Annotated in this window: 25 protein-coding genes and 1 tRNA gene; 16 read left to right on the forward strand and 10 right to left on the reverse strand. The window is 41.3% G+C overall.

Annotation, left to right across the window (positions count from 1 at the left end):
• Positions 1–150 precede the first annotated feature (150 nt).
• From SCSH_RS10260 to recX, 3 genes are all read right to left on the reverse strand, one after another.
• Positions 151–474, reverse strand: a complete 324-nt coding sequence (locus tag SCSH_RS10260; RefSeq protein ID WP_057491809.1) for a DUF960 domain-containing protein — start codon at positions 472–474, stop codon at positions 151–153.
• A 61-nt stretch (positions 475–535) separates the two neighbouring features.
• On the reverse strand, positions 536–1069 hold the full coding sequence (gene ntdP, locus SCSH_RS10265; RefSeq protein WP_057491810.1) for a nucleoside tri-diphosphate phosphatase: 534 nt from the start codon (positions 1067–1069) through the stop codon (positions 536–538).
• A 258-nt stretch (positions 1070–1327) separates the two neighbouring features.
• On the reverse strand, positions 1328–2104 hold the full coding sequence (gene recX, locus SCSH_RS10270; protein ID WP_057491811.1) for a recombination regulator RecX: 777 nt from the start codon (positions 2102–2104) through the stop codon (positions 1328–1330).
• 35 nt (positions 2105–2139) lie between these two features.
• On the opposite strand from recX, the gene rlmD reads away from it, so the two are divergent.
• Positions 2140–3492 (forward strand): 23S rRNA (uracil(1939)-C(5))-methyltransferase RlmD, encoded by a 1353-nt coding sequence (gene rlmD, locus SCSH_RS10275; protein ID WP_057491812.1) that lies wholly within the window; start codon positions 2140–2142, stop codon positions 3490–3492.
• 85 nt (positions 3493–3577) lie between these two features.
• Here the strand turns inward: rlmD and SCSH_RS10280 are convergent, their stop codons facing one another.
• Positions 3578–4540: a LacI family DNA-binding transcriptional regulator gene (locus SCSH_RS10280; protein ID WP_057491813.1), complete on the reverse strand. Its 963-nt coding sequence runs from the start codon at positions 4538–4540 to the stop codon at positions 3578–3580.
• Between the two features lie 197 nt (positions 4541–4737).
• Between SCSH_RS10280 and SCSH_RS10285 the strand changes: the two genes are divergently transcribed.
• The 5 genes from SCSH_RS10285 to SCSH_RS10305 all read left to right on the forward strand — a co-directional run bounded on the left by SCSH_RS10285 (position 4738) and on the right by SCSH_RS10305 (position 11007).
• Positions 4738–5634 carry a DUF7916 family protein gene (locus tag SCSH_RS10285; RefSeq protein WP_057491814.1) on the forward strand — a complete coding sequence of 299 codons (897 nt, stop codon included), beginning with the start codon at positions 4738–4740 and terminating at the stop codon, positions 5632–5634.
• A gap of 15 nt (positions 5635–5649) precedes the next feature.
• On the forward strand, positions 5650–7086 hold the full coding sequence (gene nagE / locus SCSH_RS10290) for an N-acetylglucosamine-specific PTS transporter subunit IIBC (protein WP_057491815.1): 1437 nt from the start codon (positions 5650–5652) through the stop codon (positions 7084–7086).
• Between the two features lie 228 nt (positions 7087–7314).
• The gene (gene nrdI / locus SCSH_RS10295) at positions 7315–7776 is read left to right on the forward strand and encodes a class Ib ribonucleoside-diphosphate reductase assembly flavoprotein NrdI (RefSeq protein ID WP_057491816.1); all 462 of its coding nucleotides are present in this window, start codon (positions 7315–7317) and stop codon (positions 7774–7776) included.
• Positions 7777–7988: 212 nt separating this feature from the next.
• Positions 7989–8591, forward strand: coding sequence for an NADPH-dependent FMN reductase (locus SCSH_RS10300; protein ID WP_057491817.1), 603 nt, complete (start codon positions 7989–7991; stop codon positions 8589–8591).
• 1 nt (position 8592) lies between these two features.
• A complete protein-coding gene (locus SCSH_RS10305; protein WP_057491818.1) occupies positions 8593–11007 on the forward strand; it encodes a flavocytochrome c in 2415 nt (804 codons plus the stop codon).
• 229 nt (positions 11008–11236) lie between these two features.
• Here SCSH_RS10305 and SCSH_RS10310 read toward each other — a convergent pair.
• Positions 11237–11307 (reverse strand) — tRNA-Thr (locus SCSH_RS10310).
• A 140-nt stretch (positions 11308–11447) separates the two neighbouring features.
• Here SCSH_RS10310 and SCSH_RS10315 point away from each other — a divergent pair.
• The 10 genes from SCSH_RS10315 to SCSH_RS10360 all read left to right on the forward strand — a co-directional run bounded on the left by SCSH_RS10315 (position 11448) and on the right by SCSH_RS10360 (position 20797).
• Complete coding sequence (locus SCSH_RS10315; protein ID WP_057491819.1) at positions 11448–12080, forward strand: SDR family oxidoreductase; 633 nt, start codon at positions 11448–11450, stop codon at positions 12078–12080.
• Positions 12081–12323: 243 nt separating this feature from the next.
• Positions 12324–12578, forward strand: coding sequence for a DUF1912 family protein (locus SCSH_RS10320; RefSeq protein WP_057491820.1), 255 nt, complete (start codon positions 12324–12326; stop codon positions 12576–12578).
• A gap of 15 nt (positions 12579–12593) precedes the next feature.
• Positions 12594–12935, forward strand: coding sequence for a helix-hairpin-helix domain-containing protein (locus SCSH_RS10325; RefSeq protein ID WP_057491821.1), 342 nt, complete (start codon positions 12594–12596; stop codon positions 12933–12935).
• A gap of 319 nt (positions 12936–13254) precedes the next feature.
• Complete coding sequence (locus SCSH_RS10330; protein WP_057491822.1) at positions 13255–13875, forward strand: DUF1349 domain-containing protein; 621 nt, start codon at positions 13255–13257, stop codon at positions 13873–13875.
• Positions 13876–13879: 4 nt separating this feature from the next.
• A complete protein-coding gene (locus SCSH_RS10335) occupies positions 13880–14458 on the forward strand; it encodes a GNAT family N-acetyltransferase (protein WP_057491823.1) in 579 nt (192 codons plus the stop codon).
• Positions 14455–15099, forward strand: coding sequence for an HD domain-containing protein (locus tag SCSH_RS10340; RefSeq protein WP_057491824.1), 645 nt, complete (start codon positions 14455–14457; stop codon positions 15097–15099). The genes SCSH_RS10335 and SCSH_RS10340 overlap by 4 nt, the downstream gene beginning before the upstream one ends.
• Before the next feature lie 115 nt (positions 15100–15214).
• Complete coding sequence (locus SCSH_RS10345; RefSeq protein ID WP_057491825.1) at positions 15215–16414, forward strand: helix-hairpin-helix domain-containing protein; 1200 nt, start codon at positions 15215–15217, stop codon at positions 16412–16414.
• Between the two features lie 84 nt (positions 16415–16498).
• On the forward strand, positions 16499–17191 hold the full coding sequence (locus SCSH_RS10350) for a hypothetical protein (protein WP_057491826.1): 693 nt from the start codon (positions 16499–16501) through the stop codon (positions 17189–17191).
• Positions 17191–19842, forward strand: coding sequence for a valine--tRNA ligase (locus SCSH_RS10355; RefSeq protein ID WP_057491827.1), 2652 nt, complete (start codon positions 17191–17193; stop codon positions 19840–19842). The genes SCSH_RS10350 and SCSH_RS10355 overlap by 1 nt, the downstream gene beginning before the upstream one ends.
• A gap of 79 nt (positions 19843–19921) precedes the next feature.
• Entirely contained in the window at positions 19922–20797 is an 876-nt protein-coding gene (locus SCSH_RS10360) for a hypothetical protein (protein WP_057491828.1), read from the forward strand.
• Positions 20798–20869: 72 nt separating this feature from the next.
• Here SCSH_RS10360 and SCSH_RS10365 read toward each other — a convergent pair whose 3' ends face one another.
• The 5 genes from SCSH_RS10365 to SCSH_RS10385 all read right to left on the reverse strand — a co-directional run bounded on the left by SCSH_RS10365 (position 20870) and on the right by SCSH_RS10385 (position 24623).
• Positions 20870–21286 carry a DUF4368 domain-containing protein gene (locus SCSH_RS10365; protein WP_057491829.1) on the reverse strand — a complete coding sequence of 139 codons (417 nt, stop codon included), beginning with the start codon at positions 21284–21286 and terminating at the stop codon, positions 20870–20872.
• Positions 21279–22526 carry a recombinase family protein gene (locus SCSH_RS10370; protein WP_057491830.1) on the reverse strand — a complete coding sequence of 416 codons (1248 nt, stop codon included), beginning with the start codon at positions 22524–22526 and terminating at the stop codon, positions 21279–21281. The genes SCSH_RS10365 and SCSH_RS10370 overlap by 8 nt, the downstream gene beginning before the upstream one ends.
• Before the next feature lie 108 nt (positions 22527–22634).
• Positions 22635–22925, reverse strand: coding sequence for a hypothetical protein (locus tag SCSH_RS10375; protein ID WP_033126094.1), 291 nt, complete (start codon positions 22923–22925; stop codon positions 22635–22637).
• The gene (locus SCSH_RS10380) at positions 22922–24277 is read right to left on the reverse strand and encodes a relaxase/mobilization nuclease domain-containing protein (RefSeq protein WP_033126095.1); all 1356 of its coding nucleotides are present in this window, start codon (positions 24275–24277) and stop codon (positions 22922–22924) included. Before SCSH_RS10380 ends, SCSH_RS10375 begins: the two co-directional genes overlap by 4 nt.
• A 1-nt stretch (position 24278) precedes the next feature.
• On the reverse strand, positions 24279–24623 hold the full coding sequence (locus SCSH_RS10385; protein WP_033126096.1) for a plasmid mobilization protein: 345 nt from the start codon (positions 24621–24623) through the stop codon (positions 24279–24281).
• Between the last annotated feature and the right edge of the window lie 522 nt (positions 24624–25145).

Consider the following 25145-nt stretch of genomic DNA (forward strand, 5'->3'; position numbering starts at 1 on the left):
TTAACTTTTGACTATTAAAATTGAATTTAATAAAAAACGACAGGAACAAATATTTCTGTCGTTTTTTCTATAAGAGTGATAAACAGCAGCTCAGTATGTGGGTAATGGGGAATCTGTCCTTTGCTCTATTTGCTGTCTGCTGTTAGAAGCTTATAGATTGGTGTCTAATTCATGCGGAAGAACAATCGTTTCTCTACCATTGTTATCGACAATTTGGACGATTTCTGGATAAAAAGGGTCATACTTAGTTGCATAATCAAAAACGATAACTGTTTGGCTATGCTTGCTATCATAATATTTGAAACTCAGCTGACCGTGATTGTTAAGTAGCTGAAAGGTTAATACTCTGTCTAAAGTGAAGACGCCTTTCAGATTGTTATCAAGAATCTCCCAGAAAACATCAATCAGCTCCGGCGGCAGGCTGGTAACAATTCCAAAACTTGCATATCGTCCTTTTGTATTTGCAAATGCCATAATATGAAGACTCCTTTCCTTCTATAAAAAGAAAGCACCTTGCAGTGCTTTTTTGACAACCTTAACGATTCTTAAGTTCAAGATAACGTTTGTACCAAATATTAATATAGGATTGTGAAAAAGGCCCCTTACCATTATTAATCCAATCAACTAAAATTTTAACATTTTCTTTTAAAATGTAGTCAATGTTAGCAGAATAGCCCATTTTTTGTTTGTGTGTTTCATATTCATCAACATCCAGAAGTTTTTTTTCGCCATCGGCGAAAACTTTAACGTCTAAGTCGTAATCAATATACTTCAGTGCTTCTTGATCAATCACATGAGGACTGGCCAAGTTGCAGTAATAAGAAACGCCATTATCTCGGATCATTGCAATGATATTAAACCAAAATTTTTTATGAAAATAGACAATAGCAGGTTCGCGGGTTACCCAACGTCTGCCATCACTTTCAGTGACAAGGGTATGGTCATTCACACCAATAACAGCATTTTCTGTTGTTTTTAGTACCATAGTGTCGCGCCATGTTCGGTGCAAACTGCCATCATGTTTATAACTTTGAATTGTAATAAAGTCGCCTTCCTTAGGTAATTTCATTGCCTTACCAACTTCCTACAATTAAGTTTGTCTTTTACAGTTTATCATAATTTTTTGAAAAAATCACTTTTTCCATCAAATAAGTTTACACTAGCCAGTTATCGAACGATAAGACACACCGCTTATGTAGCAGTGTGTTTGACGAAATCAAAACAGTAAGTTTCAAAAAGAAGTCATTTTATCAGTAAATTTTCAGAAAAAGCAGATTAATGTGTTGAAAGCCAGTGCTTTTTACTGGATAGGATATTGGAGCAGTCTTTACAAGTACTCGCGAAGCGCACTTTTAATCTGATCAAAGTCAAATCCTTTTCTGGCTAGACTCTGTGTCAGACGCTGTTTGAGTTCGTAGCCATCATATTTTTTACTGTACTTGCGGTACTGCTTATCCAATTCTTTGTAAATCAGTTCCTCTTCATTTTCAGAAAATTCTTCCAAAGGGAATTCAGCGATTGCTGCTTTAGCTTCCTGATAGGAGAATCCTTTGTTTGTTAATGTCTGGCTGAGCTTATCTCTCAGTGCCCTTTGCGGAAGTTTGCCCTGGTATTTTTTTAATATTTTTTCAGCAGCTTTTCTGCAAATATCTGAAAAGTCAGCCTTTTCCAGAGCAGAATCAATCAGTTTTCGGTCAATCCCCTTTTGCAGTAACTTTTGCTTTAATACATAAGCCCCCTTGTCACCTGAATGAAGGTTTTGCTGAAGAACGGTTTTGGTGTATTGCAGGTCATCAATCCATTTCTCTTTTTCAAGTGCCTTAATGACTTTTGCAATAATATCTCTCTCAATGTCATGCTTTGTCAAATAGTCTCTGATTTCTTTTTCTGTGCGCTGTTTAAAAGACAGATAATAAAGAGCCAGATTTTTACCGTAAGAAAACTGAGCAAAAGCTTTGATTTGCTCCAAATCGTTCGATGTGATTTCTTTGTCTTTACTCAGCATGAAATGAACAATAGTATCTTCTGTGACATAAAGTTTATCCCTTTCGTCAATTTCAAGCAGATAGAGTCTTTTTTTCTTTTCAATTTTGGTAATTTTCATGCCTTTATTATAGCAGAAAATGATAAAATAGTAGTATGAATTTACGTGTGAAACAAAAGATTCCCTTGAAGATCAAGAGAATGGGAATTAATGGCGAAGGAATTGGCTTTTATAAGAGAACCTTGGTTTTTGTGCCAGGTGCCTTAAAGGGTGAAGATGTTTTTTGTCAGGTAACCCGTGTCAAAGCTAATTTTGCAGAGGCTAGGCTGCTTGTCATCAATAAAAAGTCGAAATTCCGTATCAAACCTCAATGTCCAATCTATGAGGAATGCGGCGGCTGTCAGATTATGCACTTGCGCTATGATAAACAATTAGATTTTAAAGAAGACTTGCTCAGGCAGGCTTTGAAAAAATTTAAGCCGCAGGGCTATGAAGCCTATGACATTCGGCCGACGATTGGAATGGCTCATCCACAGTATTATCGAGCAAAGCTGCAGTTTCAAACGCGCAGATTTGGCGGTGTGACTAAAGCTGGTCTTTTTCAGGAGGGAAGCCACCATTTAGTTGATATTAAAGATTGTTTGGTGCAGGATGAACTGACGCAAAGAATTGTCAATCACGCCTGCCAGCTCTTGGATAAGTACAACATTCCTATCTATGATGAACGTCGAAGTGCTGGTATTAGGACCATTATGGTTCGAAAGGCACAGGCGACAGAACAGGTTCAGCTGATTTTTGTAACCAGCAAGGAAGTTAATCTGGTGCCTGTTATCCGTGAGCTGACCGCAGATTTTTCAGAGATTAAGACCGTTGCAGTCAATTTTAATGCAAGTAAATCTAGCAGTATTTATGGTGACAGAACAGAAGTTCTCTGGGGAGCGGATACTATAGCTGAAGAAGTTTTGGATTATTCTTTTTCTCTGTCACCGCGCGCCTTTTATCAGCTCAATCCCACACAAACGCAGGTTCTTTACAGCCAAGCGGTCAAAGCACTTGATGTCCATGAGAATGATGAGCTGATTGATGCCTATTGCGGGGTTGGTACCATCGGTTTTGCTTTTGCAGACAAAGTGAAATCAGTAAGAGGTATGGATATTATTCCTGAGGCTGTTGCAGATGCGAAAGAAAATGCCAGACAGATGGGATATATTAATACGCATTACGAAACAGGCAAAGCAGAAGAGATTATTCCTAAATGGTATAAAGAAGGCTATCGAGCAACGGCGCTTGTTGTTGATCCGCCGCGGACAGGGCTGGATGACCAGCTGTTAAAAACAATCTGCCGTTATCAGCCCGAAAAAATGGTTTATGTCTCTTGCAATGTTTCCACACTGGCCAGAGACCTAGTCAAGCTGACTAAGAACTATGACGTTGTCTACATTCAATCCGTTGACATGTTTCCGCACACAGCAAGAACCGAGGCTGTGGTGAAACTAATCAAACGTTAGAAATATTTATCATAAAGGGGAAAAAGATGACATCATCAATTACTTTAGTTTATATTAGTCTGAGCGACAATACACAGAGTTTCATTTAATTGCTGTCATGTTGCAGTTTTCCTCTTATAATGATTTTGCTTTTCAGAGTCTTTTTTTCAGTGCTTTTAGTTAAGCACTTTTTTACTGCTTCGCTGCCCAGTTCATTTAGTCTAAAATCGATGGTTGAAATATTAAGAAAATGTCCAATAGCCTGGTTTTCTTGTCCAATAACTATCGGTGGCTCTATATTAGCTTCTTGATAATATTTTATAATACCAGCAGCAATTTCATCACTGTTTGCAAAGATTACTTCTATTTTTGGAGAGATAGAGTTAAAATATTGTGCAGCTTTGATACCATCATCAAAATTCCTGCAATTTTCAAAAATCATTTTTTCATCAAAGGTAACAATTTCTTTTTCAAAAAAATGAAAGACTTCTCTGGCACCAGAGCTGTTTTTTATTGTTCGACTGAAACAAAGTCCGACAGAATGAATTCCTTTATTGTGTAAAATTTTTAATATAGGAGCATAGCCTTCGGTTCTTTCTAATGTTATGGAGGCAACTCCGCTGTTTCCAGTTTCTTCACAGCTGACAATCATACCATATTGCAGGTATTGAGCTATAAAATTGTAGTCATTTGCTGCCGAGGCAATAATCAATCCGTCAAATTCTTTTGCCTGCAGCATTTTTAAGTAACGCAGCTCGGTGTCTTTGTCATAATTTGTTGGTAGAAAAGTCACTTTATATCCTGTACTAAAGGCTTCATTAATTATGGAATGCATGATTTTATCATAATAACTATTAAAAGTACTGTAAGGAACAATGACTCCTAATGTATAGCTTTTACCGGTACTTAAACTAACAGCCTTACTGTTTGGCAGATAGTTTATAGCTTTAGCAGTTTTTAAAATTTTAGTTCTGGTTTCTTGAGAAATCCGTCCCTTATTATTTAGTGCTCTGGATACGGTTGATTTTGAATAACCTGTTATTTTAGCTAAATCATTGATATTTGTCATTATCAATACTTCCCCGATTATAATATTTATTTAAAATACTTTTTTTGTCTGCGGATACTACTGTTAATGTATCCGCTTACCTATAGATTACCTTTTTCCTACAAACTTTTCAAGCAGCCCAAAAAGTCCTTGACAGGCAACGCGTTGCTCAAGATATAATTAATTAAAGTTTAATTTAAATGGTAAGGAGGAAAGGAATGAAGAAAAGACTTATTAGCTGCTATACAAGTGACGTTGCCAAAATGTCACCTAAAGACCTTAAAAATGCTATTATTGCAAGTGAAGGACGTGTTATCTTGGGAGAAACCGTAGTAACTGCGCAACCGCTATTGGAAGGAGTAACAAATGCTGAAGTTATGGCCAGTTTTAGTGCAGATATGATATTGCTTAATGAGTATGATGTCCAGACAAAATTTGTCTGCGGTTTGGAAGGTGAGGAGAATCCTATTGCTGCTATAAAAAAATTAACAGGCAGGCCTATCGGTATTAATTTGGAACCCGTCGACAATGATATTAGCGCTTTAGAAGAGCTTATCAGTTTACCCAAGGGAAGAAGGGCTGTAAAAGAAAACTTTATAGAAGCAATGAAACAAAATGTTGATTTCATTTGTTTAACTGGGAATCCTGCTACTGGGGTATCAAATGCCAGCATCGAAGAATCAATAGCTGTTGCCAAAAAGCACTTTTCTGGTTTAATATTTGCCGGGAAAATGCACGGAGCAGGAGTTGAGGAAAAGGTTTTATCTGAGAAGAATCTGCTGAGGTTTATTGAATTAGGCGCAGATGGAATATTGGTACCGACTGTGGGGACCATTCCAGGTGTTAATGAACAGGAAGTCCGTGCTATAGTGAACAGAGCAAAAGCATTAGGGGCTGTTGTTATTAGTACTGTTGGAACCAGTCAGGAAAGTGCAGATTCTTTTACTATCAGAGAATTTGGACTTTCTAACAAACGCATTGGTGTTGATATTCATCATTTAGGCGATGGCGGCTTTGGCCGGATGCCGGATCCTGAAAATTTGTTGGCTCTGTCTCTTTGCATTCGCGGTAAACGTCATACTTATTTTCGAATGAGTCAATCACTTAATCGATAAAAGAGGAGAAATTTTATGAAAACTTATTTACAAAGAATCGGACGTTCTATTATGCTTCCCGTCTCTGTTTTGCCGGTTGCTTCTTTACTAATGGGAATTGGTTATTGGATTGATCCAGCAGGCATGAGCGGAAAAGGAACTAATGCTTTTGCCATCTTTTTGATTCAGGCCGGACTTGCTGTAATTGGGAAACTGCCTATCCTTTTTGCGGTTGGTATTGCAGCTGGAATGTCTAAGGATAAAAGTGGGGCTTCTGCCTTAAGCGGATTGGTAGCTTTTCTAATTGTGACAGCTATCCTATCTCCCAGTGCAGTTGGCCGGTTGCAAGGTATTGATCAAAAATTAGTTGATCCAGCTTTCAGTAAAATTGACAATGTCTTTGTGGGAATGATTTGTGGTATTGTAGCCGCTGAACTCTATAACCGTTACAGTAATATTAAACTGCCGATGGCACTAGCTTTCTTTAATGGCAAAAGATTTGTTCCTATTTTATCGGCTGGTGTTATGCTCGTCATTTCTGGACTTTTGTATTTTATTTGGCCTGTATCTTATGAAGCTCTAATTACTTTTGGGAAGGCAATTGCTAAGCTGGGTCCAGTAGGTGCTGGGATTTATGGTTTCTTTAATAAGCTGTTGATTCCGGTTGGACTGCACCATGCCCTTAATTCTGTATTTTGGTTTGATGTTGCTGGTATTAATGATATTGGGAATTTTTGGTCCAACACAGGTGTTAAAGGAGTTACTGGCATGTATCAGGCTGGCTATTTCCCTATTATGATGTTTGGACTTCCGGCTGCAGCCTTTGCAATATATAAAAATGCACGGCCTGAACGTAAAAATGTCACTGCATCATTAATGATTGCTGCAGCCTTTGCAACATTTTTTACGGGCATTACAGAACCTATTGAATTTGCTTTTATGTTTGCAGCACCACTGCTGTATGGTATCCATGCTTTATTGACAGGTTTATCCATGTTTTTAGCGGCTTCTCTCCACTTAACAGCGGGCTTTGGTTTTAGTGCAGGCTTGGTTGATTATGTCTTGAGTTTAAGGATGCCAATTGCTAATAAACCACTAATGCTAATTCCATTAGGGATAGTAATGGCTGTTATTTATTATGCTGTCTTTTCATTTTGTATTAAAAAGTTTAACTTAATGACACCTGGACGTGAGACTAATGACAATGGAGCTGATACTCCAACCTCAAACAATCTATCAAATGCTAATGCCGCAGCTCTTATTGAGGGGTTGGGCGGAAAAGAAAATATTGTATCTGCAGACTACTGTGCCACAAGGCTGCGATTAGTTTTGCAAGATACAAAAAAGATTGATGAAAAAAAGATTAAGGATACGGGAGCCTTAGCAGTAAATGTAATTGATGCTAAAAATGTCCAAATTATTATTGGCACTAATGTTCAATTTGTCTATGATGAATTAAAACAAAGTCTCTAAATAGTTTTTCTCAGAATAAAATATAAACAAAAACCTCCATTGAAGCCTGAAAAATAGACTATGGAGGTTTTCTTGAAGTCAAAATAGATCATGAAAATGTACTAAAAAGAAAATTTTGAAAAAGCAAACAATTCTTGTGGTGTTTAAAGCTACAGTCAGATTAATGGACTTGAAGGATAAAAAATTTCATGCTATCATGAAATAAAATTTTATCATAAAGGGGAAAAGATGACATCATCAATTACTTTAGTTTATATTAGTCTAAGCGGCAATACACAAAGTTTTGTTAAACGCTTAAAAGCTTATTTGGAATCAAAGACATCCCTGCCAATCAAGACTGTTAATGTTAAGGATTTGGTTAAAGAACAGGAAGATTTTTTTGCCATGACAGATTATTATGTAGCTTTTCTGCCAACCTATCTTGAAGGCGGCAATGGTCTGGACAGTGGGGATGTGGAAATATTGACAACGCCGCTGCGGGATTTCATAGCTTTTGCTGATAATTATCGCTATTGTTATGGCATTGTCGGATCTGGCAATAAGAATTTTAATAATCAATACTGTCTGACAGCTAAGCAGTATTCTGAAGCTTTTGGTTTTCCCATGCTGGATGATTTTGAACTGCGCGGTCTAACCGATGATGTCGAACGTATTGGTGAGAAGATTTTAAAACTGTATGCGGCAGAATAAATGATCAAATCAGAAGGAGAAACGTTTCTCTTTCTGATTTTTAGTGTGATAACTTTTTCTTTTTAAGCCGTCTAAAGCGAGTAACTATAGCAAAGAAAAAGATTTATGTCAACGCTTTCAAAATAATTTACTTACTCTTTTGCAGTCGCTTACAAAATATTTTTTTTAGTGTATAATAAAGCTGAGATATTTGTTTACAGGAGGTTTTTTGTATGAAATTAGTCGGTATTGTTGGAACCAATTCTGATCGTTCAACCAATCGAAAATTATTGACATTCATGGCCAAACACTTTGAGAACAAGGCAGACATTGAAGTGCTTGAAATCAAAGATTTGCCAGCCTTCAATGAACCAGAAGATAAGACGGCTCCGGCAAGTGTGGCAGCCTTTTCTGAAAAAATTGCTACCGCTGATGGGGTCATTATTGCAACGCCCGAGTATGACCATACCATCCCAGCTCCGCTGGCCAGCACTTTAGAATGGATTGCCTACACCAGCCGGGTTTTGATTAATAAACCGACCATGATTGTGGGCTGTTCGCTGGGTGCCCTTGGAACATCCCGTGCCCAAGCGCATTTACGCCAAATCTTGGATGCTCCAGAGCTAAAGGCGCGTGTCATGCCAGGAACCGAATTTTTCCTTGGTCATTCGGAACAAGTCTTGGACGATGAAGGAAACCTCAATAATCCTGAGAAAGTAGCAGAGCTGGAAGACCATTTTGCAGAATTTCAAGACTTTGTGACCATCACGCAGGAAATCGTCAAACAGGCTGATACAGATCGCAAAAAAGCATTCGCTTGGGAAGTAGGTGAATAGAATGAAATTAGTTGCTATTGTCGGAACCAATGCCAAGAAATCCTATAATCGCACCTTGCTGCAGTTCATGCAAAATCATTTTTCCAAAAAGGCAGATATTAACATCATGGAAATCACTGATGTCCCTATGTTCAACGAAACAGATGACCAAACCAATTCATCGATTATCCAAGATTTCAATACGAAAATTAGTGAGGCTGATGGCGTTATCATTGCCACACCTGAGCACAACCATACGATTCCATCCAGTCTAAACAGCCTCTTGGAATGGCTGTCTTTCACTATTCACCCGCTGGATGGCAAGCCTGTGATGATTGTCGGAGCATCCTATGATGTGCAAGGGTCTTCACGTGCTCAGCTGCACTTGCGCCAGATTCTTGATGCTCCGGGTGTCAATGCGACTGTTATGCCGGGCAGTGAATTCTTGCTTGGCCGTGCCCATCAAGCCTTTGATGAAAATGGGGATATCAAGGCTCAGGGAACAATTGATTTCTTGGATTCTTGCTTCTTCAAATTCCTGCGTTTTGCAGAAATTGCTAATCAGCTCAATGAGCCAGAAGAGGTACATTTTGAACCTGGAACCTACCAAGTGACAACCGTGGGTCACAATGGCGATTTGCCAATGGCAGTTACTCTATCAGAAGACCGTATTGAAACAATTGATATTGACTCTTCAGGAGAAACAGGCGGGATTGCAGATATCGTCTTTACCCGTATTCCAAGCGAAATCATTGAAGGACAGACACTTAATGTTGATGCTATTTCAGGTGCTTCGGTGACCAGCAACGGCGTACTTGATGGGGTTGCCCGTGCGGTGAGAATGGCAGGTGCCAATCCAGACGCCCTTCGCAGTCGGCCAAAAGCACCATCAGCTCTTGACCATGAAGATAAGACTTATGAGACAGATGTGGTTGTCGTAGGTGGCGGCGGAGCTGGTTTAGCAGCTGCAGCGCGGGCTCTTCAAGCTGGTAAAAAAGTCATTCTTGTGGAAAAATTCCCATCTGTGGGTGGTAACACTGTTCGTGCCGGTGGTCCAATGAACGCTCCAGATCCTGCTTGGCAAAACACTTTTGCAGCTAATGCTGGTGAAGCTCACACCCTGCAGGAACTGCATGACCTAGATGAAACTAGTATTGATCCAGAATACTTGGAAGATTTCCGCGCCCTCAAAGTGGAATTGGAAAACTATCTTAAAGATCCAAGCTATCTTTTTGATTCAAAACTGCTCTACCGCATGCAAACCTACCTTGGTGGTAAGCGTACTGACCTTAAAGGTAACGAAATTCATGGAAATTACGACCTCGTCAAAGTCTTGACTGAACGTGCCCTCGAGTCTGTTCGCTGGCTGGAAAATGTGGGTGTTGAATTTGATCGCAGCGAGGTAACCATGCCAGTTGGGGCTCTCTGGCGTCGCGGTCACAAACCTACCATGCCAATGGGTGTTGCCTTCATTTCTGTTTTGAAAGATTTTGTTTTGAAAAATGGCGGAATTATTCTCACAGATACACCTGTCAAGGAACTTATCGTTACAGACGGCGTCGTAACCGGTGTTAAAGGTACTGGTCGCAATGGTCAAGCCATTACTGTTAATGCCAAGGCTGTTATCTTGACAACAGGCGGCTTTGGTGCCAATACCAAGATGTTGCAGAAATACAATACCTACTGGCCTGAAATCGATGATAACATTGCCAGTTCAAACACTCCAGCCGTGACTGGTGATGGCATTGTTCTTGGTCAGTCTGTGGGTGCAGATTTGGTTGGTATGGGCTTTAGTCAAATGATGCCAGTGTCTGATCCAGTGACAGGTGCCCTCTTCTCAGGCTTGCAAACACCGCCAGCTAACTATGTTATGGTCAATCAGAAAGGTAAACGGTTTGTGGATGAATACGCAGGACGCGATACCTTGACCAAGGCAGCCTTTGATAACGGTGGCCTCTTCTACCTCATTGCTGATGATAATATCAAGGCGACAGCTTATAATACCAGTCAGGAAAAAATTGATGCCCAAGTGGCAGCAGGAACTCTCTTCCGTGCCGATACCTTGGAAGAATTGGCAGAGCAAATTCATGTGGATCCCGCAACCTTTGTGGACACCATCACTAAGTACAATTCCTATGTTGATGCCGGCTATGACCCTGAATTTGATAAGGGTGCCTTTGATCTCAAGGTTGAAAAAGCACCATTCTACGCAACTCCGCGGAAACCAGCCGTTCACCACACCATGGGTGGTCTTAAGATTGATACCACAGCGCATGTTATTAATGAAAGTGGCCAAGTCATCAAAGGACTCTTTGCAGCAGGTGAAGTCGCAGGCGGCCTCCATGCAGGCAACCGTCTGGGCGGTAACTCATTGACAGACATCTTTACTTTTGGCCGTATCGCAGCCGATACTGCCATTGAAGAATATGTCAATTAAATTTAATAAACTTTCTGGTAAAATCCCTGAAATATAAAAAGAGCGTGAGGCTGGACAAAAACTAGCCTCTGTACACAAAAACGAGCATTTCCGCAGCTGGAGATGCTCGTTTTGCCTGTCCCACACTCTTTTCTTCATGCGTAAGGTGCAGCGGCTTTTAGCTATTGCCAAAAATGTCAAAAAGAATCAAAAAAGCCGGCCTAAGAAGACTTAGGCTGGCTGACTTTCATGCCACCACCGAGAATCGAACTCGGAACGGAGCATTACCATTGCTCTATTATACCATTTAACTATAGCGGCGACTTTTATATAATACTATAAAATATAAAAGAATGCAAGCTCGAAAGAAAAATAGTCAATAGTATTTTCAATAGCCAGTTTTCCTTTTATTTTTCAAAAGAAAGAGCTATAATATAGAAAAATTTTTAAGGAGAAAAGTCATGAATATTTTTGTAGCTGGGGCAACTGGACGTGTTGCTAAACAATTAATTTGGAACTTAGCTGAAAGTCATTATGTTTATGCGGGTGCTAGGAAACCTGAAAATGTCATCAAGCATAAGAATGTCAAAGCAATTCCTTTTGATCTCCATGATGAGCTGTCAGTTTTAACTGAGCGTATCAAAGGTATGGATGCTGTTTATTTTACAGCTGGTTCCCGCGGTCGGGATCTGCTGCAGGTTGATGCATTTGGAGCTGTCAAATTGGCTCAGGCCGCAGAACAAGCAGGAATCAAGCGATTCATTCTTTTAAGCTCTATTTTTGCCTTAGAACCGGACAAGTGGCACTTGCCTGGTTTAGATAAGCTAACCAATTATAATATTGCCAAATTCTTTGCGGATAATTATCTGGTTCATCAGACAGATTTAGATTATACTATTGTTCAGCCGACTGGGCTGACAGAAGAAGCCGCCAGCGGGAAAATAGCTCTCAATCCTCTTAAACCCGGAACTAACAGCATTGCCGATGTTGCTCATGTTTTGGCAGCAGTTTTGGAACGTCCTAATACTTACAGCAAGGTCATCAAAATATCTGCTGGTGAACAAGCTATTGAAACAGCTCTTGAAAGTCTTTGAGTACTTGTTAGATAGGCACTCAAAGGCTTGTTTTTGAAGGCTTTTATCTTCAGCAGTTTTTCGCCTAAATAAAGCTATTTTTGATAAAATCAGAAAATAGTTTGAAAATACTCTCATTCACTTTGCTGCTCATGTGTTTTTTCATGTGTACATTGTGATGTTTTGCTCATTTACCTTGAATTCCCTTTGTTTTTGAGCTATAATGTTTACTGATTAATGAATGCCTTTTATTAAGGAGGGAAAATGTCTTACGAACAGGAGTTTTTAAAAGATTTTGAGGCCTGGATTAATACGCAGGTGATGGTCAATGAAGTAGCCATGCAGGAAAGTCAGAAGATTGCCAAAGAGAATAAAGATGAGTATGCAGCAGATGCTTACATTCGCTATGAAAGTAAGCTGGATGCTTACAAATTTATTCAGGGTAAGTTTGAAAACTACAAAAACGGCAGAGGATTTCATGAAATGCCGGATGGTTTATTGGGATCGCGTGAGTATTAATGAAAAGGAAATAAAATGGCAAAGAAAAAGAATCGTAAAAAAGCATTAAAATTACAAATGAAACGTCAAGGATTGTTGTCTAAAGCTAATACAGCTGTTGAGCAGGCTGCAAAAGCGGCAGAGTCAATCGTAAAGGAAGCCAAAAAATCAGTTAAGAAACTGAGCTTAGAAGAGTTTTCAGCACTTCCAGAGCTGACAGATATTCGCTCTAATCTAGCTGAAACACTGTATGGTGAAGGAATCGTTTCTGTACAAGATTTTGCTGACTGGACAGAAAAAGATTTACTTGCTCTTAAGGGAATCGGCCCTGCAACCGTTAAAAAGCTCAAAGAAAACGGGGTCAGCCTTAAAGCTTAAGGAAACTGTAAGTTGCTTTGCAACTAAAATTCTGCTAGAATAAAGCCATTCAGAGGAATACTGAGCTCTATCTGTTACAGAAAGCGGCGCTGCTGAGAAACCCGCACAGATATCAGTATGGGTTGCTGATAATGGTTATATGAAATAGAAAGAGCAGCGGGTATGTGATTTAGAAGCTTCACCAGCTTAGCAAAGGCTGAGCTGAAGTGTTTTCTAAGACCCGAATGTGGGTGGTACCGCGGATTTAGAAATAAGTTCGTCCCTGTCATTATTGATGGGGGCGTTTTTGTTTAGATAAATAGAAAAAGAGGAAATACCTATGAAAGATATATTTGATTGTCATCAGTTAGTTTGGACACGCCAGCCAAAATCTTATCACATTTCAGATAAGGAAATCATCATTGAAACCCTGCCTCACACGGATCTGTGGCAACGGACCTACTATCATTTTCGCAATGACAATGCGCCTGTCTTACAGATGACAACGGACGAACAGTATTTTTCTTTTGTTGTAAAAACGACCTTTGAAAGCCATCATCGTTTTGACCAATGTGGCGTGGTGGTTTATTTGGATAGCGACAACTGGATTAAGGGTTCAATTGAGTATGAAAATGAAGACTTTCAACATCTAGGTAGTGTTGTAACCAATCAAGGGTATTCAGATTGGGCAACGGTAGAAATCCCTGCTGAAACCAACAGCATGTGGTATCGTCTTAGCCGTCGTGGTCAGGATTTTCGTATTGAGAATTCGCTAGACGGTGTGACCTTTAAGCAAATGAGAATTGCCCATTTGGCAAAGGCAACTGATGAAATTGCCTTTGGGATCTATGCTTGTAGCCCAGAAGATTCCTCTTTCAAGGCAACCTTCACTAATTTTGAATTGATGGATTGTCAATGGCAGGCTCATGATGGGCAGCTACCTGATGAGGAGATAGAGTAGCTTTATGAAAATTCTTGGAAAAATTGAAAATAATATCTTACCTGATATTGAGACAGGTCGTCTCTATCTATGCCAACGCACGGTAGCAGATGCTGCAGATATCTTTGCTTATGCCAGTTTGCCAGAAGTTACTTATCCAGCGGGCTTCCCGCCGGTCGAGACGGTTGAGGATGAAGCCTATTATTTGGAGCATGTCCTGCCTAAAAGTCAGGCAGAGCAGCAACTGCCCTCCGGTTACGGCATAAAGCTAAAAGGAGAGGATAAGGTGATTGGTTCTGTGGACTTTAACCATCGGCATGCAGACGATGTGCTGGAAATCGGCTATACTCTGCATCCGGATTATTGGGGACAAGGAATTGTTCCAGAGGCAACAAGTGCCTTGATTGAACTCGGCTTTACCCTCCTCAAACTTCATAAGCTTGAATTAAATTGCTATGACACGAATAAGCAAAGTCAGCGTGTGGCAGAGAAATTAGGCTTTACCTTAGAAGCACGAATTCGAGATCGTAAGGATGTCCAAGGAAATCGCTGTGATGACTTACGATATGGACTGCTTAAGAGTGAATGGGAAGCGAGCAGATGACTAAAGAACATATTTTAGAAAATACCCGTCAGTTTGTCAAAAAAACTTTGTTAGGCGAAGCCAGCGGCCACGATTGGTGGCATATTGTGCGCGTCACTAAGACTGCACTCACCATTGCAAAATCTGAAGGTGCCGACCTCTTTATCTGTGAAATGGCTGCGCTCCTGCACGACATGGCTGACAGCAAACTCTTTGATGAAGGCAAAGCTTTGGCTGGAGTGAAGCATTTCCTCAGCCAGCAAGGCCTGACTCAAAATCAAATAGCTGCCATCACCAGCATTATGACAGGCATTTCCTATAAGGGCGGTCATAACAGCGCTGAACTCAGCTTAGAGGGCAAGGTCGTCCAAGATGCCGACCGACTCGATGCTATCGGAGCTATTGGTATCGCGAGGACTTTTGTCTACTCTGGCAATAAAGGCAGACTGATTTATGATCCCAGCATGAAACCGCGCGAGCACCTGACCCTAGAGGATTACCGCAAGGGTGAAGACACCGCCATCATGCACTTCTATGAAAAACTCCTCAAGCTCAAAGACCTTATGAACACTACTGAAGGCAAGCGCCTAGCCCAAGGCCGTCACCAATTTATGGAAAGTTACCTCCAGCAGTTCTACGCCGAGTGGGAAGGGGAGAGGTAATTGGGTCAGGGTTGTTCTCCTGTGGAATTAGGTAAATGTTTAGTGAATGACCATTCCATTTCCAAATCCCTTCGGAGCATTTAATAGTTTAGTATTTTATTTAAAAGGAGACCCTATGGCTAAAAAGAAGAACCGGAAAAAAGAACTCAGACAGCAGCAGAAACAAGAAAACAATAAGATTATTGATTTTAATGCTTTTGCAGAAAAGGCTGATAACCCCCTATCTTTTCAGGAATCTGCTCCGGATAAAGGGTTTGTTGAAAAACTTTTTGAAGAATTTGAACGGACTAACAATCCTGAAATTCTCGAGCAGTTAGCTGATATCTTAGATCTTGAAGATCTGGAAATGGATGAAGCAGACGAGCTCTTTTACCAAGCGATGGAAGAGGAAGATGAAAATGTTCAACTCCGTTTAATTACCAAGCTGTTAGCAAGATATCCGGAACACTTTGAAGCAAGATTTCAATCCTTGCTGTTAAGAAGCACAGAATTTTCAGCTGACTACTTAAAAGAACTGCAGGATTTTTATCAAGTGGCTTTGACAGAGTGGAAGAAAGCTGATTATGAATCTTGGTATAGTTTGGAAGCCCGCAGTCCCTTGACAGTCATCACTTTTGTGACAGAGACTTATCTGCAAGAAGGACTGGTCGGTCTAGCAGGGCAAGTGGTAGATTTTGTACGCTCTAAAATTGCTGCCGATGACAAGTTTCCGCCCGGTTTTGTTTACCTGATGCTGAGTGTTTATAATGCTCTCTATCAAGATGAGAAAATTCAAGACTTTTATGAAAATCAGCTAACGCAAGATTGGCAGGATGATGGTGTTATAGCGCATATGCTTATTGCCATGTTACTTACAGGTGACATGGATGCGGCTAAAGAATTATTTAAGTATTTAGCGAGCGTCAATAAGGAAGCCGTACAAGTTTTTGATAATCCTTACTGGGTTCAGCTGCTTGATATGGCAAATGAAGTTTCTACCTACCGTCCTAACTCAGCTGTATCTCTCCAGATTGCCTTGCACCCCCTACAGGCCTTTTTGGTAACCAAACCCTTTGTTATCCATCAAATGGTTGCTTTAGCAGAAGAGTATCAGGACAGTCTGCCTGATTCCCCGCGCAAACGATTAGAATTTTTCAATTCACCCTGCATGAAAGGGATTCAGATAGATAAAGGCCGATATCTATGCGATGCTGGTATTATGAGCAAGGAGGTTCTGGAAAAGCATACCGAAAAAGAAATCCTAGCCATTTCAGGCATCGGCCCCGCTACGGTTAAAAAGCTAAAAGAAAACGGTGTGAGGTTTAAGGAGAGTTAAGAATTTGTGTAGAACGGATTTCTGGACTGCTGAAAAGTGAGTGGAGTGGTAGAGATTAATAATATTAGATGAAGGTTGAGTAGTATGCAAAAGTTAGCTGAGGAATATATTAATAGTATAGTTAAATGTTATGAAGATGCAAGAAATGTTTTTTCAAAAAATAAAGATGAACTAGTGTTTAGAGGGAGGAGTCACAGTGTATCTTCTAATGTTGAAGATATTACTGCACTTCTACTGTATCATATATTAAAAAGCGAAGAAGATTTAATCGAAATATACATAGATCAATGCATTACTTATAAAGAGGAAATAACGAATAATAAAGCTAAAAGCTTTTATCCAGACATCCTCATCTGTGTAAAACGTAGCGAAATAAGGCACTGTATTTATATGTGTGATCTAAAAATGGATCCGGGATGGAACAGAAATGGACTTCCAGATTTAACTAAAAAGCACTCAGGACATATACAGATTTTACAAGATAATAAGATTATAAAGAGTTCCAAAAATGGAATTACAAAACAAAGTATTAACTTAACTTTTGAAAATTGTAGTAGTTATGATACAGTTTATATTACTAATCAAAATGGCTCTGATAAATTTAAAATGGATTATGAAAGTTTAAAGGATTGTCAAATCAGTAGACCATTTGTGCTTTTTAGCGGAAGTCATCCAAATGAATACAGTGAAGAATTGACAATTAATGTAACAGAGGATTTCGATAGTTGGATTAATAGAATTAAATCATTTTTAAATAACTTCAAGGAGCAAAACTAATGTCAAAAGAACTTTCACCCAAATACAATCCAGCTGAGGTTGAGGCTGGGCGTTATCAGAAATGGCTTGATGAGGATGTTTTTAAGCCGTCAGGCGACAAGAAGGCACATCCTTACTCAATTGTAATTCCACCGCCAAATGTTACTGGTAAGTTGCACCTTGGTCATGCTTGGGATACGACTTTGCAGGATATCATTATCCGCCAAAAACGTATGCAGGGCTTTGATACCCTTTGGTTGCCAGGGATGGACCATGCGGGGATTGCGACGCAGGCCAAGGTCGAAGCTCGTTTGGCTGAAGACGGTATTTCTCGCTATGACCTGGGTCGTGAAAAATTCCTCGATAAGGTCTGGGAATGGAAAGATGAATATGCAGCAACCATCAAGGAACAATGGGGCAAGATGGGTATTTCTGTCGATTACTCACGTGAGCGCTTCACTCTTGATGAAGGACTGTCAAAGGCTGTTCGTAAGGTTTTCGTGGAACTCTATAAAAAGGGTTGGATCTACCGCGGTGAGTTCATCATCAACTGGGATCCCAAAGCTCGGACAGCCCTGTCTGACATCGAAGTCATCCACAAGGACGTGGAAGGTGCCTTCTATCACATGAACTACATGCTGGAAGATGGATCTCGCGCTCTGGAAGTCGCAACCACTCGTCCAGAGACCATGTTTGGGGATACGGCTGTCGCTGTCAATCCAAACGATGAGCGCTACAAGGACCTGATTGGCAAAAATGTTATCCTGCCAATCGTGAATAAGCTCATTCCAATCGTTGCCGACGAGCATGCCGACCCAGAATTCGGAACAGGGGTTGTTAAAATCACGCCTGCCCATGACCCTAACGACTTTGAGGTCGGTCAACGTCATGATCTTCCTCAAGTCAACGTCATGAATGCTGACGGTACCATGAACGAATTAGCTGGTGAATTTGCCGGTATGGACCGCTTTGAAGCTCGCAAAGCTGTTGTTAAAAAATTGGAAGAAATCGGTGCGCTTGTTGAAATCGAAAAAATGGTTCACAGCGTTGGTCACTCAGAACGTACAGGTGTTATGGTTGAACCTCGCCTGTCCACCCAGTGGTTTGTTAAGATGGATGAGTTGGCCAAAAACGCTATTTCCAACCAAGACACTGATGACAAGGTGGAGTTCTATCCACCGCGTTTCAACGATACTTTCCTTCAGTGGATGGAAAATGTCCACGACTGGGTTATCTCTCGTCAGCTCTGGTGGGGGCATCAAATCCCTGCATGGTACAATGCTGACGGTGACATGTATGTCGGTGAAGAAGCACCTGAGGGCGACGGCTGGAAACAGGACGAAGATGTCCTTGATACTTGGTTCAGCTCTGCTCTTTGGCCATTCTCAACCATGGGCTGGCCGGACACGGATTCAGAAGATTTCAAACGTTACTTCCCAACCTCAACCCTTGTGACCGGTTACGATATCATCTTCTTCTGGGTATCCCGCATGATTTTCCAATCCTTGGAATTCACTGGCCGCCGTCCTTTCAAGAATGTCCTGATTCACGGGCTTATTCGTGATGAACAGGGTCGTAAGATGTCTAAATCGCTCGGCAACGGAATCGACCCCATGGATGTTGTCGACAAATACGGTGCTGACGCTCTGCGCTGGTTCCTCTCAAATGGGTCTGCGCCGGGTCAAGACGTGCGTTTCTCTTACGAAAAGATGGACGCTGCCTGGAACTTCATCAACAAGATTTGGAACATTTCCCGCTATATTCTCATGAATAATGAAGGTCTCACCCTAGATCAGGCGACAGCCAATGTCGACAAGGTCGCAGCAGGTACAGCTGGTAATGTGACGGATCGCTGGATTCTTCACAATCTCAATGAAACCATTGCCAAGGTCACTGAAAACTTTGACAAGTTCGAGTTTGGTGTGGCTGGTCATATTCTCTACAACTTCATCTGGGATGAATTTGCTGACTGGTATGTAGAATTGACCAAGGAAGTGCTTTATAGCGACAATGAAGACGAAAAAGTCATCACCCGCTCAGTCCTTCTTTATACTTTAGACAAAATCCTGCGACTCCTCCACCCCATCATGCCGTTTGTGACGGAAGAAATCTTCGGCCAAATCTCTGAAGGCACCATCGTGACAGCAGAATATCCAGTTGTGCGTGACGAATTTGTCAATGAAGCTGCACACTCTGGCGTAGAAAGTCTCAAATACCTAATCCGTGCCGTACGTAATGCACGCAGCGAGGTGAACGTAGCACCAAGCAAACCAATCACTATCCTTGTCAAAACAAGCGACAGCAAGCTTGAAAACTTCTTCAACAGCAATGTTAACTACATCAAACGCTTCACCAATCCAGAACATCTGGAAATCAGCTCTGCTATCGCCGCCCCAGAACTAGCCATGTCAGGCGTCATCACAGGTGCCGAAATCTTCATGCCACTGGCAGACCTACTCAATGTGGAAGAAGAACTCGAGCGCCTCAACAAAGAACTTGCCAAATGGCAAAAAGAACTCGACATGGTCGGCAAAAAACTCAGCAACGAACGCTTCGTCGCCAACGCCAAACCAGAAATCGTCCAAAAAGAGCGCGACAAACAAGCCGACTACCAAGCCAAGTATGATGCGACAGTGGAGCGGATTAAAGAGATGGAGAAGTTGGTTAAATAATCAGATAATTGCACAAAACCCAACCAGAAAAGGCTGGGTTTTGCGGTATAATGGAGTAAATAATTTTTGGAGGAGATGAATGAATTTGATTTGTGAATTTTTAAAAAGGTTCAAACATAAAAAAGTTTTAACAGTTATTCTATTTCTTCTATTTGTCATACTAGGTTGTTTGTGCTTATTTTTTATTCATGTAGAAACATCGACAAGTGAAGAACCTTTAACAATTTTTGACTGTATAGTTAGAAATATATATAATCGTTTTGCTCATAATCCTGATAGCACATATCTTATTTTGGTCATTTTTCTTTTAATTAGTTTTTATATTAGATTTCTGATTTTAGAGTATAGACCGTTTGAACCAAAGATTAGTCCCAAAAATATATTTGAAAAGGTTGAATTATGTATTACAAGATTTTATATTTTTATTATCTCTTATTTTAAATATTTATTTGTTCCAGAGACTCTCCAACAGAAAGTGATGTTTTATATTATTAATCCGATTTTGATAACAATTATTACAGTTCGTCTTAATAGTAGTACTATAGCTCAAAATTCCGTAATTATAAAAAATTACTATTACTATTTTTCTCGAAATGCTCTTGAGATTTTTATAATTATAGCTATTTTTAGTGCTATTTATGCGGTTGTTTCAGTAGTAGAATTTTTTGTTTGGTGGGCTCCAAAGCCGACGGATATATGGAAAATTTTAAAAAAAATCAGAGATTATAGTAATTATAAACGAATCTTCAAAAATATCTATAATTTCAAGAATTTAGAGAAAATTTATAGACTTTCTTCAAAACTTTTTTCTGATTATTTAACTTCGAGTTTGCTTAACCATCTGAGAAAATTACTCATTGTTTTTCCAGTAATATTTTCAATTTCAATAATTCTTATCTCTTTATCGGCTATGGATGATGATAGTTTAATTATTTTAACTTACTATGGATTATGAGTTAAACCAGATAGGGATAAAAATAGATATGTATCGGCAGGAGTACAGATTTACTCCTGCTTTCGCCTTTATTCAGGCGGTTTGACGTGTAGTACGCTGCATATATTCCCTCTCCATTTCCCGCATTTCCTCGTCTGTGGGAATATCCACAATCCCGACATAGGAATAGTAAATGTCGATTTGCTGTGTCCGTTTCCCGTCCTTTTTCTCACGCTCATGGATTACGATTTTATCCACAAATGCGTTTAGGATTTCGGGCGTGAGTTCGTCAATGCGGGTATATTTCTTTGTGACGGCTATCAGCTTTGATACATTGGTGGTTTCCATGTCGGCTTCGCTGACTTCGGCTGTTAAGGATTCGATTTCCTGTTTTAGCTGTTCCTGCTCCGCTTCGTATCCGTCTGACAGCTTGCAAAAGCGTTCGTCATTCAGCTTTCCGTTGACATTGTCCTCGTAGATTTTACGGAACAGGCGGTCAAGCTCATCCATCCGCTTTTCGTCCTTTTCTATCTGTTTCTTTTGCAGACAGTTCGTATCGGCGTTCCGCAAGGGTGGTGTCTATCTGTTGTCGGATAAATACACGCTCAAACTGCTGCAGATAGGACAGGAAATGCTGAAGCTGTTTCAAAACCAACTGATTTAGTGCGTCTTCTCGGATATAGTGCTGCGTACAGTTCTGCGTGCGGCTCGTCCGCTTGTACTGGGAACAGCGGAAATGCGTGTATCTATTGGCAGTGGCAAGGCTTAGTTTTGCCCCGCAGTCGGCACAATAAAGCAGTCCAGAAAACATGCTCGTAATCCCGCTGTTGGTCGGTCTGCGTTTATTTTCCCGTATCATCTGCACCTTATCCCACACTTCCCTGTCAATAATCGGCGTATGGGCGTTCTCAATATATGCCCGCATTTCCTTTGCGGTTGGGATACGCTTCTTGCTTTTAAAGCCCAAACGGGTGGATTTGAAGCTCTCCGTACAGCCGATATACGCCACATTTTCCAGAATAGCAGCTACGGCTGACGGCTCCCAACAATACGGATTTTCCGAAACCCTCGCCACGCCGACGCCCTTTGACGCTTTGTAGGCTGACGGGGTAAGCACCTTTTCCTCCCACAAAATAGTGGCAATGGCTGACATTCCGTTTCCCTGCATACAGAGGAAAAATATCCTGCGGACAACCGCCGCCGCTTCCTCGTCCACAAGCCATCGGGTATTATCATCAGGATTGCGTAAATATCCGTAAGGCGGCGCACCCAGATGTTCGCCCGCAAGCCCCTTCGCTTTCTTGACTTCCTTTACTTTTTTGCTCGTGCTTTTGGGATACCACTCATTAAAAAGGTTGGTAAATGCGGCAAATTCGTTGCTCTCAAGGCTGCCCGTGTCCACATTGTCCATGATGGCGATAAAGCGCACCCCTGCTTCGGGATAAATGATTTCGGAGTATGAGCCGACCTCGATATAGTTCCTGCCAAAGCGGGAGAGGTCTTTTACAATGACCGTTGTTACAAGCCCCTTGTCAATATCCTCTGACATTTTCTTAAAAGAAGGGCGGTTAAAATTCGTACCCGTATAGCCATCGTCCACATAGTAGGTGGGATTTGGAAACCCGTGTTCCTTAGCGTACTTGAATAGATATTCTTTTTGATTTACGATACTGTTGCTCTCGCCTTCACGTCCATCGTCCTGACTCAGACGACAGTACAAGGCGGTGATTTCTTCCTGCTGTCTTTGCAATGCTTTCTCCTTTCCGACAGCAGACACGATAGTATGAAGTGTAGATACAGTATACCACGCCTGCGGTCAAACTTCAACGCTTTAAAGCGATAATCTTTCCGATATTTCTTAATCCTCATCATAACCCTCGGAATCAAAACTGTAATCTGCTGTGTCCCGCATGAATATCCTGCTGAGAAGCCCAAGCAAGTCCCTCCCGTCCTCTCGGAAATGTGCGGTCACTGTATATTCCGTGCCGCCGATTTTCTCGCAGAGCGTTGCCTGTTCAGGGATACGCATAAGGGGCATAATGTTTTCAGCAGGCGGCAGGGGCGGGTACACCCTATTCGGGTTTACCATTGAGATACCCTTATTTTCGTCTAAAATTTCCGTAAGTTCCTGTTCTGTCAGTCTGCTCATCGCAATGCGTCCTCCCTCTTGCGGTCTGTCCTGCCATTCTGGTTTGACCTTTGATTTTCAACCGTATCGTGGATTTGGTTCAAGCAGTCATCAATGTGGGCAGAGCGTTTTTCAATCCCGTCCGCATATTTCAGCCGCTTTCGCAGCTCCGTTATCCGTTCCGTCACCCCGTTTTTTTCTTCTCGGAGCGTTTCTTTCTCGGCGGGTGAAGCACGCCGTATCTTATTCTGCAAATGCCGCCGATAGTTGGTAAGCCTGTCCATTTCCGTCTGGTTCTTCTCCCTGTCGGCGTGCAAATCGGAGAGGGTGGAGATGTTATGCTCCGACATATAGCGTACCTGTGTGGTAATCTCATCCAGTTTCCGAAGCTCCTCTTTCATAAGCGGGCTTGTCGGCTTGTAGTCCGTGCCTTTGGGAAATATCCCCAACTGATAGCACCAATAGTAATACAACGCTAAGATTCCCCTTGTTTTCTGGTGCGGTTTCCAAGCCTTTTTATATTCTTCGGGCATATGGGGAGAGTAGGAAATCTTTGCTTTGTAGTTCCCATATCTTGCCCTTGTGCCTAAATGTGAACGGATAAAATCGGGCGTTAAGCGTTCATCAAGCGTATCTAATCTTGTGAAATGCTTATACTGCGGCAGCTTCATTTTCCAATGCCCGCCCGAAAAATCAACCTCGTAGCCTTTGTCGATTAGATACTTCATCATGTGCGGAATATCCCGACTGCCGCTGATTGCCTCCGCTAAATCTTCCAGATAGACGTTGTAGCGTGTCGGCTTGCCGCTCTTTTCATCCAGATACAGCGGTCTTGACGGTGCTTTCTTCGGGTTCTCAATCACCGATAATCCGTACTCTCTGCACAAGCGGTCTGACGTTTCCCTTAGCCGTTTCTGCTCCGATTTTGAGTAATTATATTTGCTCCCATCCAGATAGGAAACAGAGTTGAAGCAGAAGTGATTGTGGAGATGCCCCCTGTCAAGGTGGGTGACAACGATTATCTGGTACTTGTCGCCCCACATTTCCCTCGCAAGTTTTAAGCCGATTTCGTGGCATTGTTCGGGCGTTACTTCGTCTGGCTTGAAGCTCTGGTAGCCGTGCCAAGCGATATACCCGCCTGTCTTCTGGTACTGCTTTTTCGTTAGAATCATCTGCTGTAACGCTGTTTCTTTTAAACAGTTGATGGCGGAAACAAACTCTCCATTGTCCGTTTTCTGTGGATTCTTCACATAGGAGAACACGTCAAAGAAGTCCTGCATCTCCTTATTCGGCACGGTCTTTTCTGGGTTTTCCACATAAGAAATTAAGTCTTTCAACCGTCCTTCGATGTGCCAGAGGCTCGTTGCCGCCATATCAGACTGCCCCCTGTTCCGTCAATTTTTCCATGTCAAACTGCTGTGGGAGGGTATAATTCCGTTGCAGTTCCAAGATAAAATCCTCAATCTCCCTGCATATTTCATCAGCGGAAGGGGCGTAGGGGATACACTTTTTAAAGGCTACGTGTACTTCGTAAAGCGTGCCTAATAGTTCCCAAAATTCTTTCTCTGGCTGTGGCTGCGGTGCGTTTCCCCTGCATAACTGACGCATAAATTCTGCGGTGGACAGACCGCAGGCGGATGAATACTGCTTTAATTTTTCATGTTCTTCTTCGCTCAATCTAAAAGTAATGCATACTTTTTCTGATTTTTCTCTACTCATTTTTCTTAATCCTCCAGTTTTATTTTTCCTTTTATCGGGGTAGCTAGGGGTTGTCCCCTAAGTTAGTCCACACGCCTTTAGGGTGTGGATTGGATTGTGGCTGACACAATCCGATGCTCGCTATCTCTGTGGACAACTCCGCAGAGCATTTTTCTGTGTAACGGCTTTCTTAATGCCTGCCTTTACCCTCCGAAAAGGAAATCCTATGTCCTTTCCACCTCCGTTCTGGATTTTATTGCCTTTGACTTTTGGATAAATGAAAAAGCCGCCACACTGCATCACGAACGACAAGAGGATTCCCTCCCGCTCTGATTCGCAATGCTATGTAGCGGCTTTGAAATTCAAAACCCATGTCAGCCTTGCCGATTGGCTGACATTTCAATCTTATATCTATGTGCTTATTTAATTTTCAATCTTCCAATTTCCCCATTGGTATTTCAGAATACCATAGCGGCAATATGGCTGTCAAGATTTTGCACAAACTTTTTAGTATTCTCTATGGACAGGGATTTTATTCACTTG

It is taken from the genome of Streptococcus orisasini (genome assembly GCF_001431045.1).
Lineage (GTDB): Bacteria > Bacillota > Bacilli > Lactobacillales > Streptococcaceae > Streptococcus > Streptococcus orisasini.

Coding starts and splice junctions, on each gene's coding strand:
- SCSH_RS10325 (WP_057491821.1), top strand. CDS start 12,594: ATGGCAAAGAAAAAGAATCGTAAAAAAGCATTAAAATTACAAATGAAA.
- SCSH_RS10380 (WP_033126095.1), bottom strand. CDS start 24,277: ATGGCGGCAACGAGCCTCTGGCACATCGAAGGACGGTTGAAAGACTTA.
- SCSH_RS10280 (WP_057491813.1), bottom strand. CDS start 4,540: ATGACAAATATCAATGATTTAGCTAAAATAACAGGTTATTCAAAATCA.
- SCSH_RS10315 (WP_057491819.1), top strand. CDS start 11,448: ATGAATATTTTTGTAGCTGGGGCAACTGGACGTGTTGCTAAACAATTA.
- SCSH_RS10345 (WP_057491825.1), top strand. CDS start 15,215: ATGGCTAAAAAGAAGAACCGGAAAAAAGAACTCAGACAGCAGCAGAAA.
- recX (WP_057491811.1), bottom strand. CDS start 2,104: ATGAAAATTACCAAAATTGAAAAGAAAAAAAGACTCTATCTGCTTGAA.
- nrdI (WP_057491816.1), top strand. CDS start 7,315: ATGACATCATCAATTACTTTAGTTTATATTAGTCTAAGCGGCAATACA.
- SCSH_RS10355 (WP_057491827.1), top strand. CDS start 17,191: ATGTCAAAAGAACTTTCACCCAAATACAATCCAGCTGAGGTTGAGGCT.
- SCSH_RS10350 (WP_057491826.1), top strand. CDS start 16,499: ATGCAAAAGTTAGCTGAGGAATATATTAATAGTATAGTTAAATGTTAT.
- SCSH_RS10385 (WP_033126096.1), bottom strand. CDS start 24,623: ATGAGTAGAGAAAAATCAGAAAAAGTATGCATTACTTTTAGATTGAGC.
- SCSH_RS10300 (WP_057491817.1), top strand. CDS start 7,989: ATGAAATTAGTCGGTATTGTTGGAACCAATTCTGATCGTTCAACCAAT.
- SCSH_RS10335 (WP_057491823.1), top strand. CDS start 13,880: ATGAAAATTCTTGGAAAAATTGAAAATAATATCTTACCTGATATTGAG.
- SCSH_RS10365 (WP_057491829.1), bottom strand. CDS start 21,286: ATGGATGAGCTTGACCGCCTGTTCCGTAAAATCTACGAGGACAATGTC.
- nagE (WP_057491815.1), top strand. CDS start 5,650: ATGAAAACTTATTTACAAAGAATCGGACGTTCTATTATGCTTCCCGTC.
- rlmD (WP_057491812.1), top strand. CDS start 2,140: ATGAATTTACGTGTGAAACAAAAGATTCCCTTGAAGATCAAGAGAATG.
- SCSH_RS10330 (WP_057491822.1), top strand. CDS start 13,255: ATGAAAGATATATTTGATTGTCATCAGTTAGTTTGGACACGCCAGCCA.
- ntdP (WP_057491810.1), bottom strand. CDS start 1,069: ATGAAATTACCTAAGGAAGGCGACTTTATTACAATTCAAAGTTATAAA.
- SCSH_RS10260 (WP_057491809.1), bottom strand. CDS start 474: ATGGCATTTGCAAATACAAAAGGACGATATGCAAGTTTTGGAATTGTT.
- SCSH_RS10375 (WP_033126094.1), bottom strand. CDS start 22,925: ATGAGCAGACTGACAGAACAGGAACTTACGGAAATTTTAGACGAAAAT.
- SCSH_RS10305 (WP_057491818.1), top strand. CDS start 8,593: ATGAAATTAGTTGCTATTGTCGGAACCAATGCCAAGAAATCCTATAAT.
- SCSH_RS10320 (WP_057491820.1), top strand. CDS start 12,324: ATGTCTTACGAACAGGAGTTTTTAAAAGATTTTGAGGCCTGGATTAAT.
- SCSH_RS10285 (WP_057491814.1), top strand. CDS start 4,738: ATGAAGAAAAGACTTATTAGCTGCTATACAAGTGACGTTGCCAAAATG.
- SCSH_RS10360 (WP_057491828.1), top strand. CDS start 19,922: ATGAATTTGATTTGTGAATTTTTAAAAAGGTTCAAACATAAAAAAGTT.
- SCSH_RS10340 (WP_057491824.1), top strand. CDS start 14,455: ATGACTAAAGAACATATTTTAGAAAATACCCGTCAGTTTGTCAAAAAA.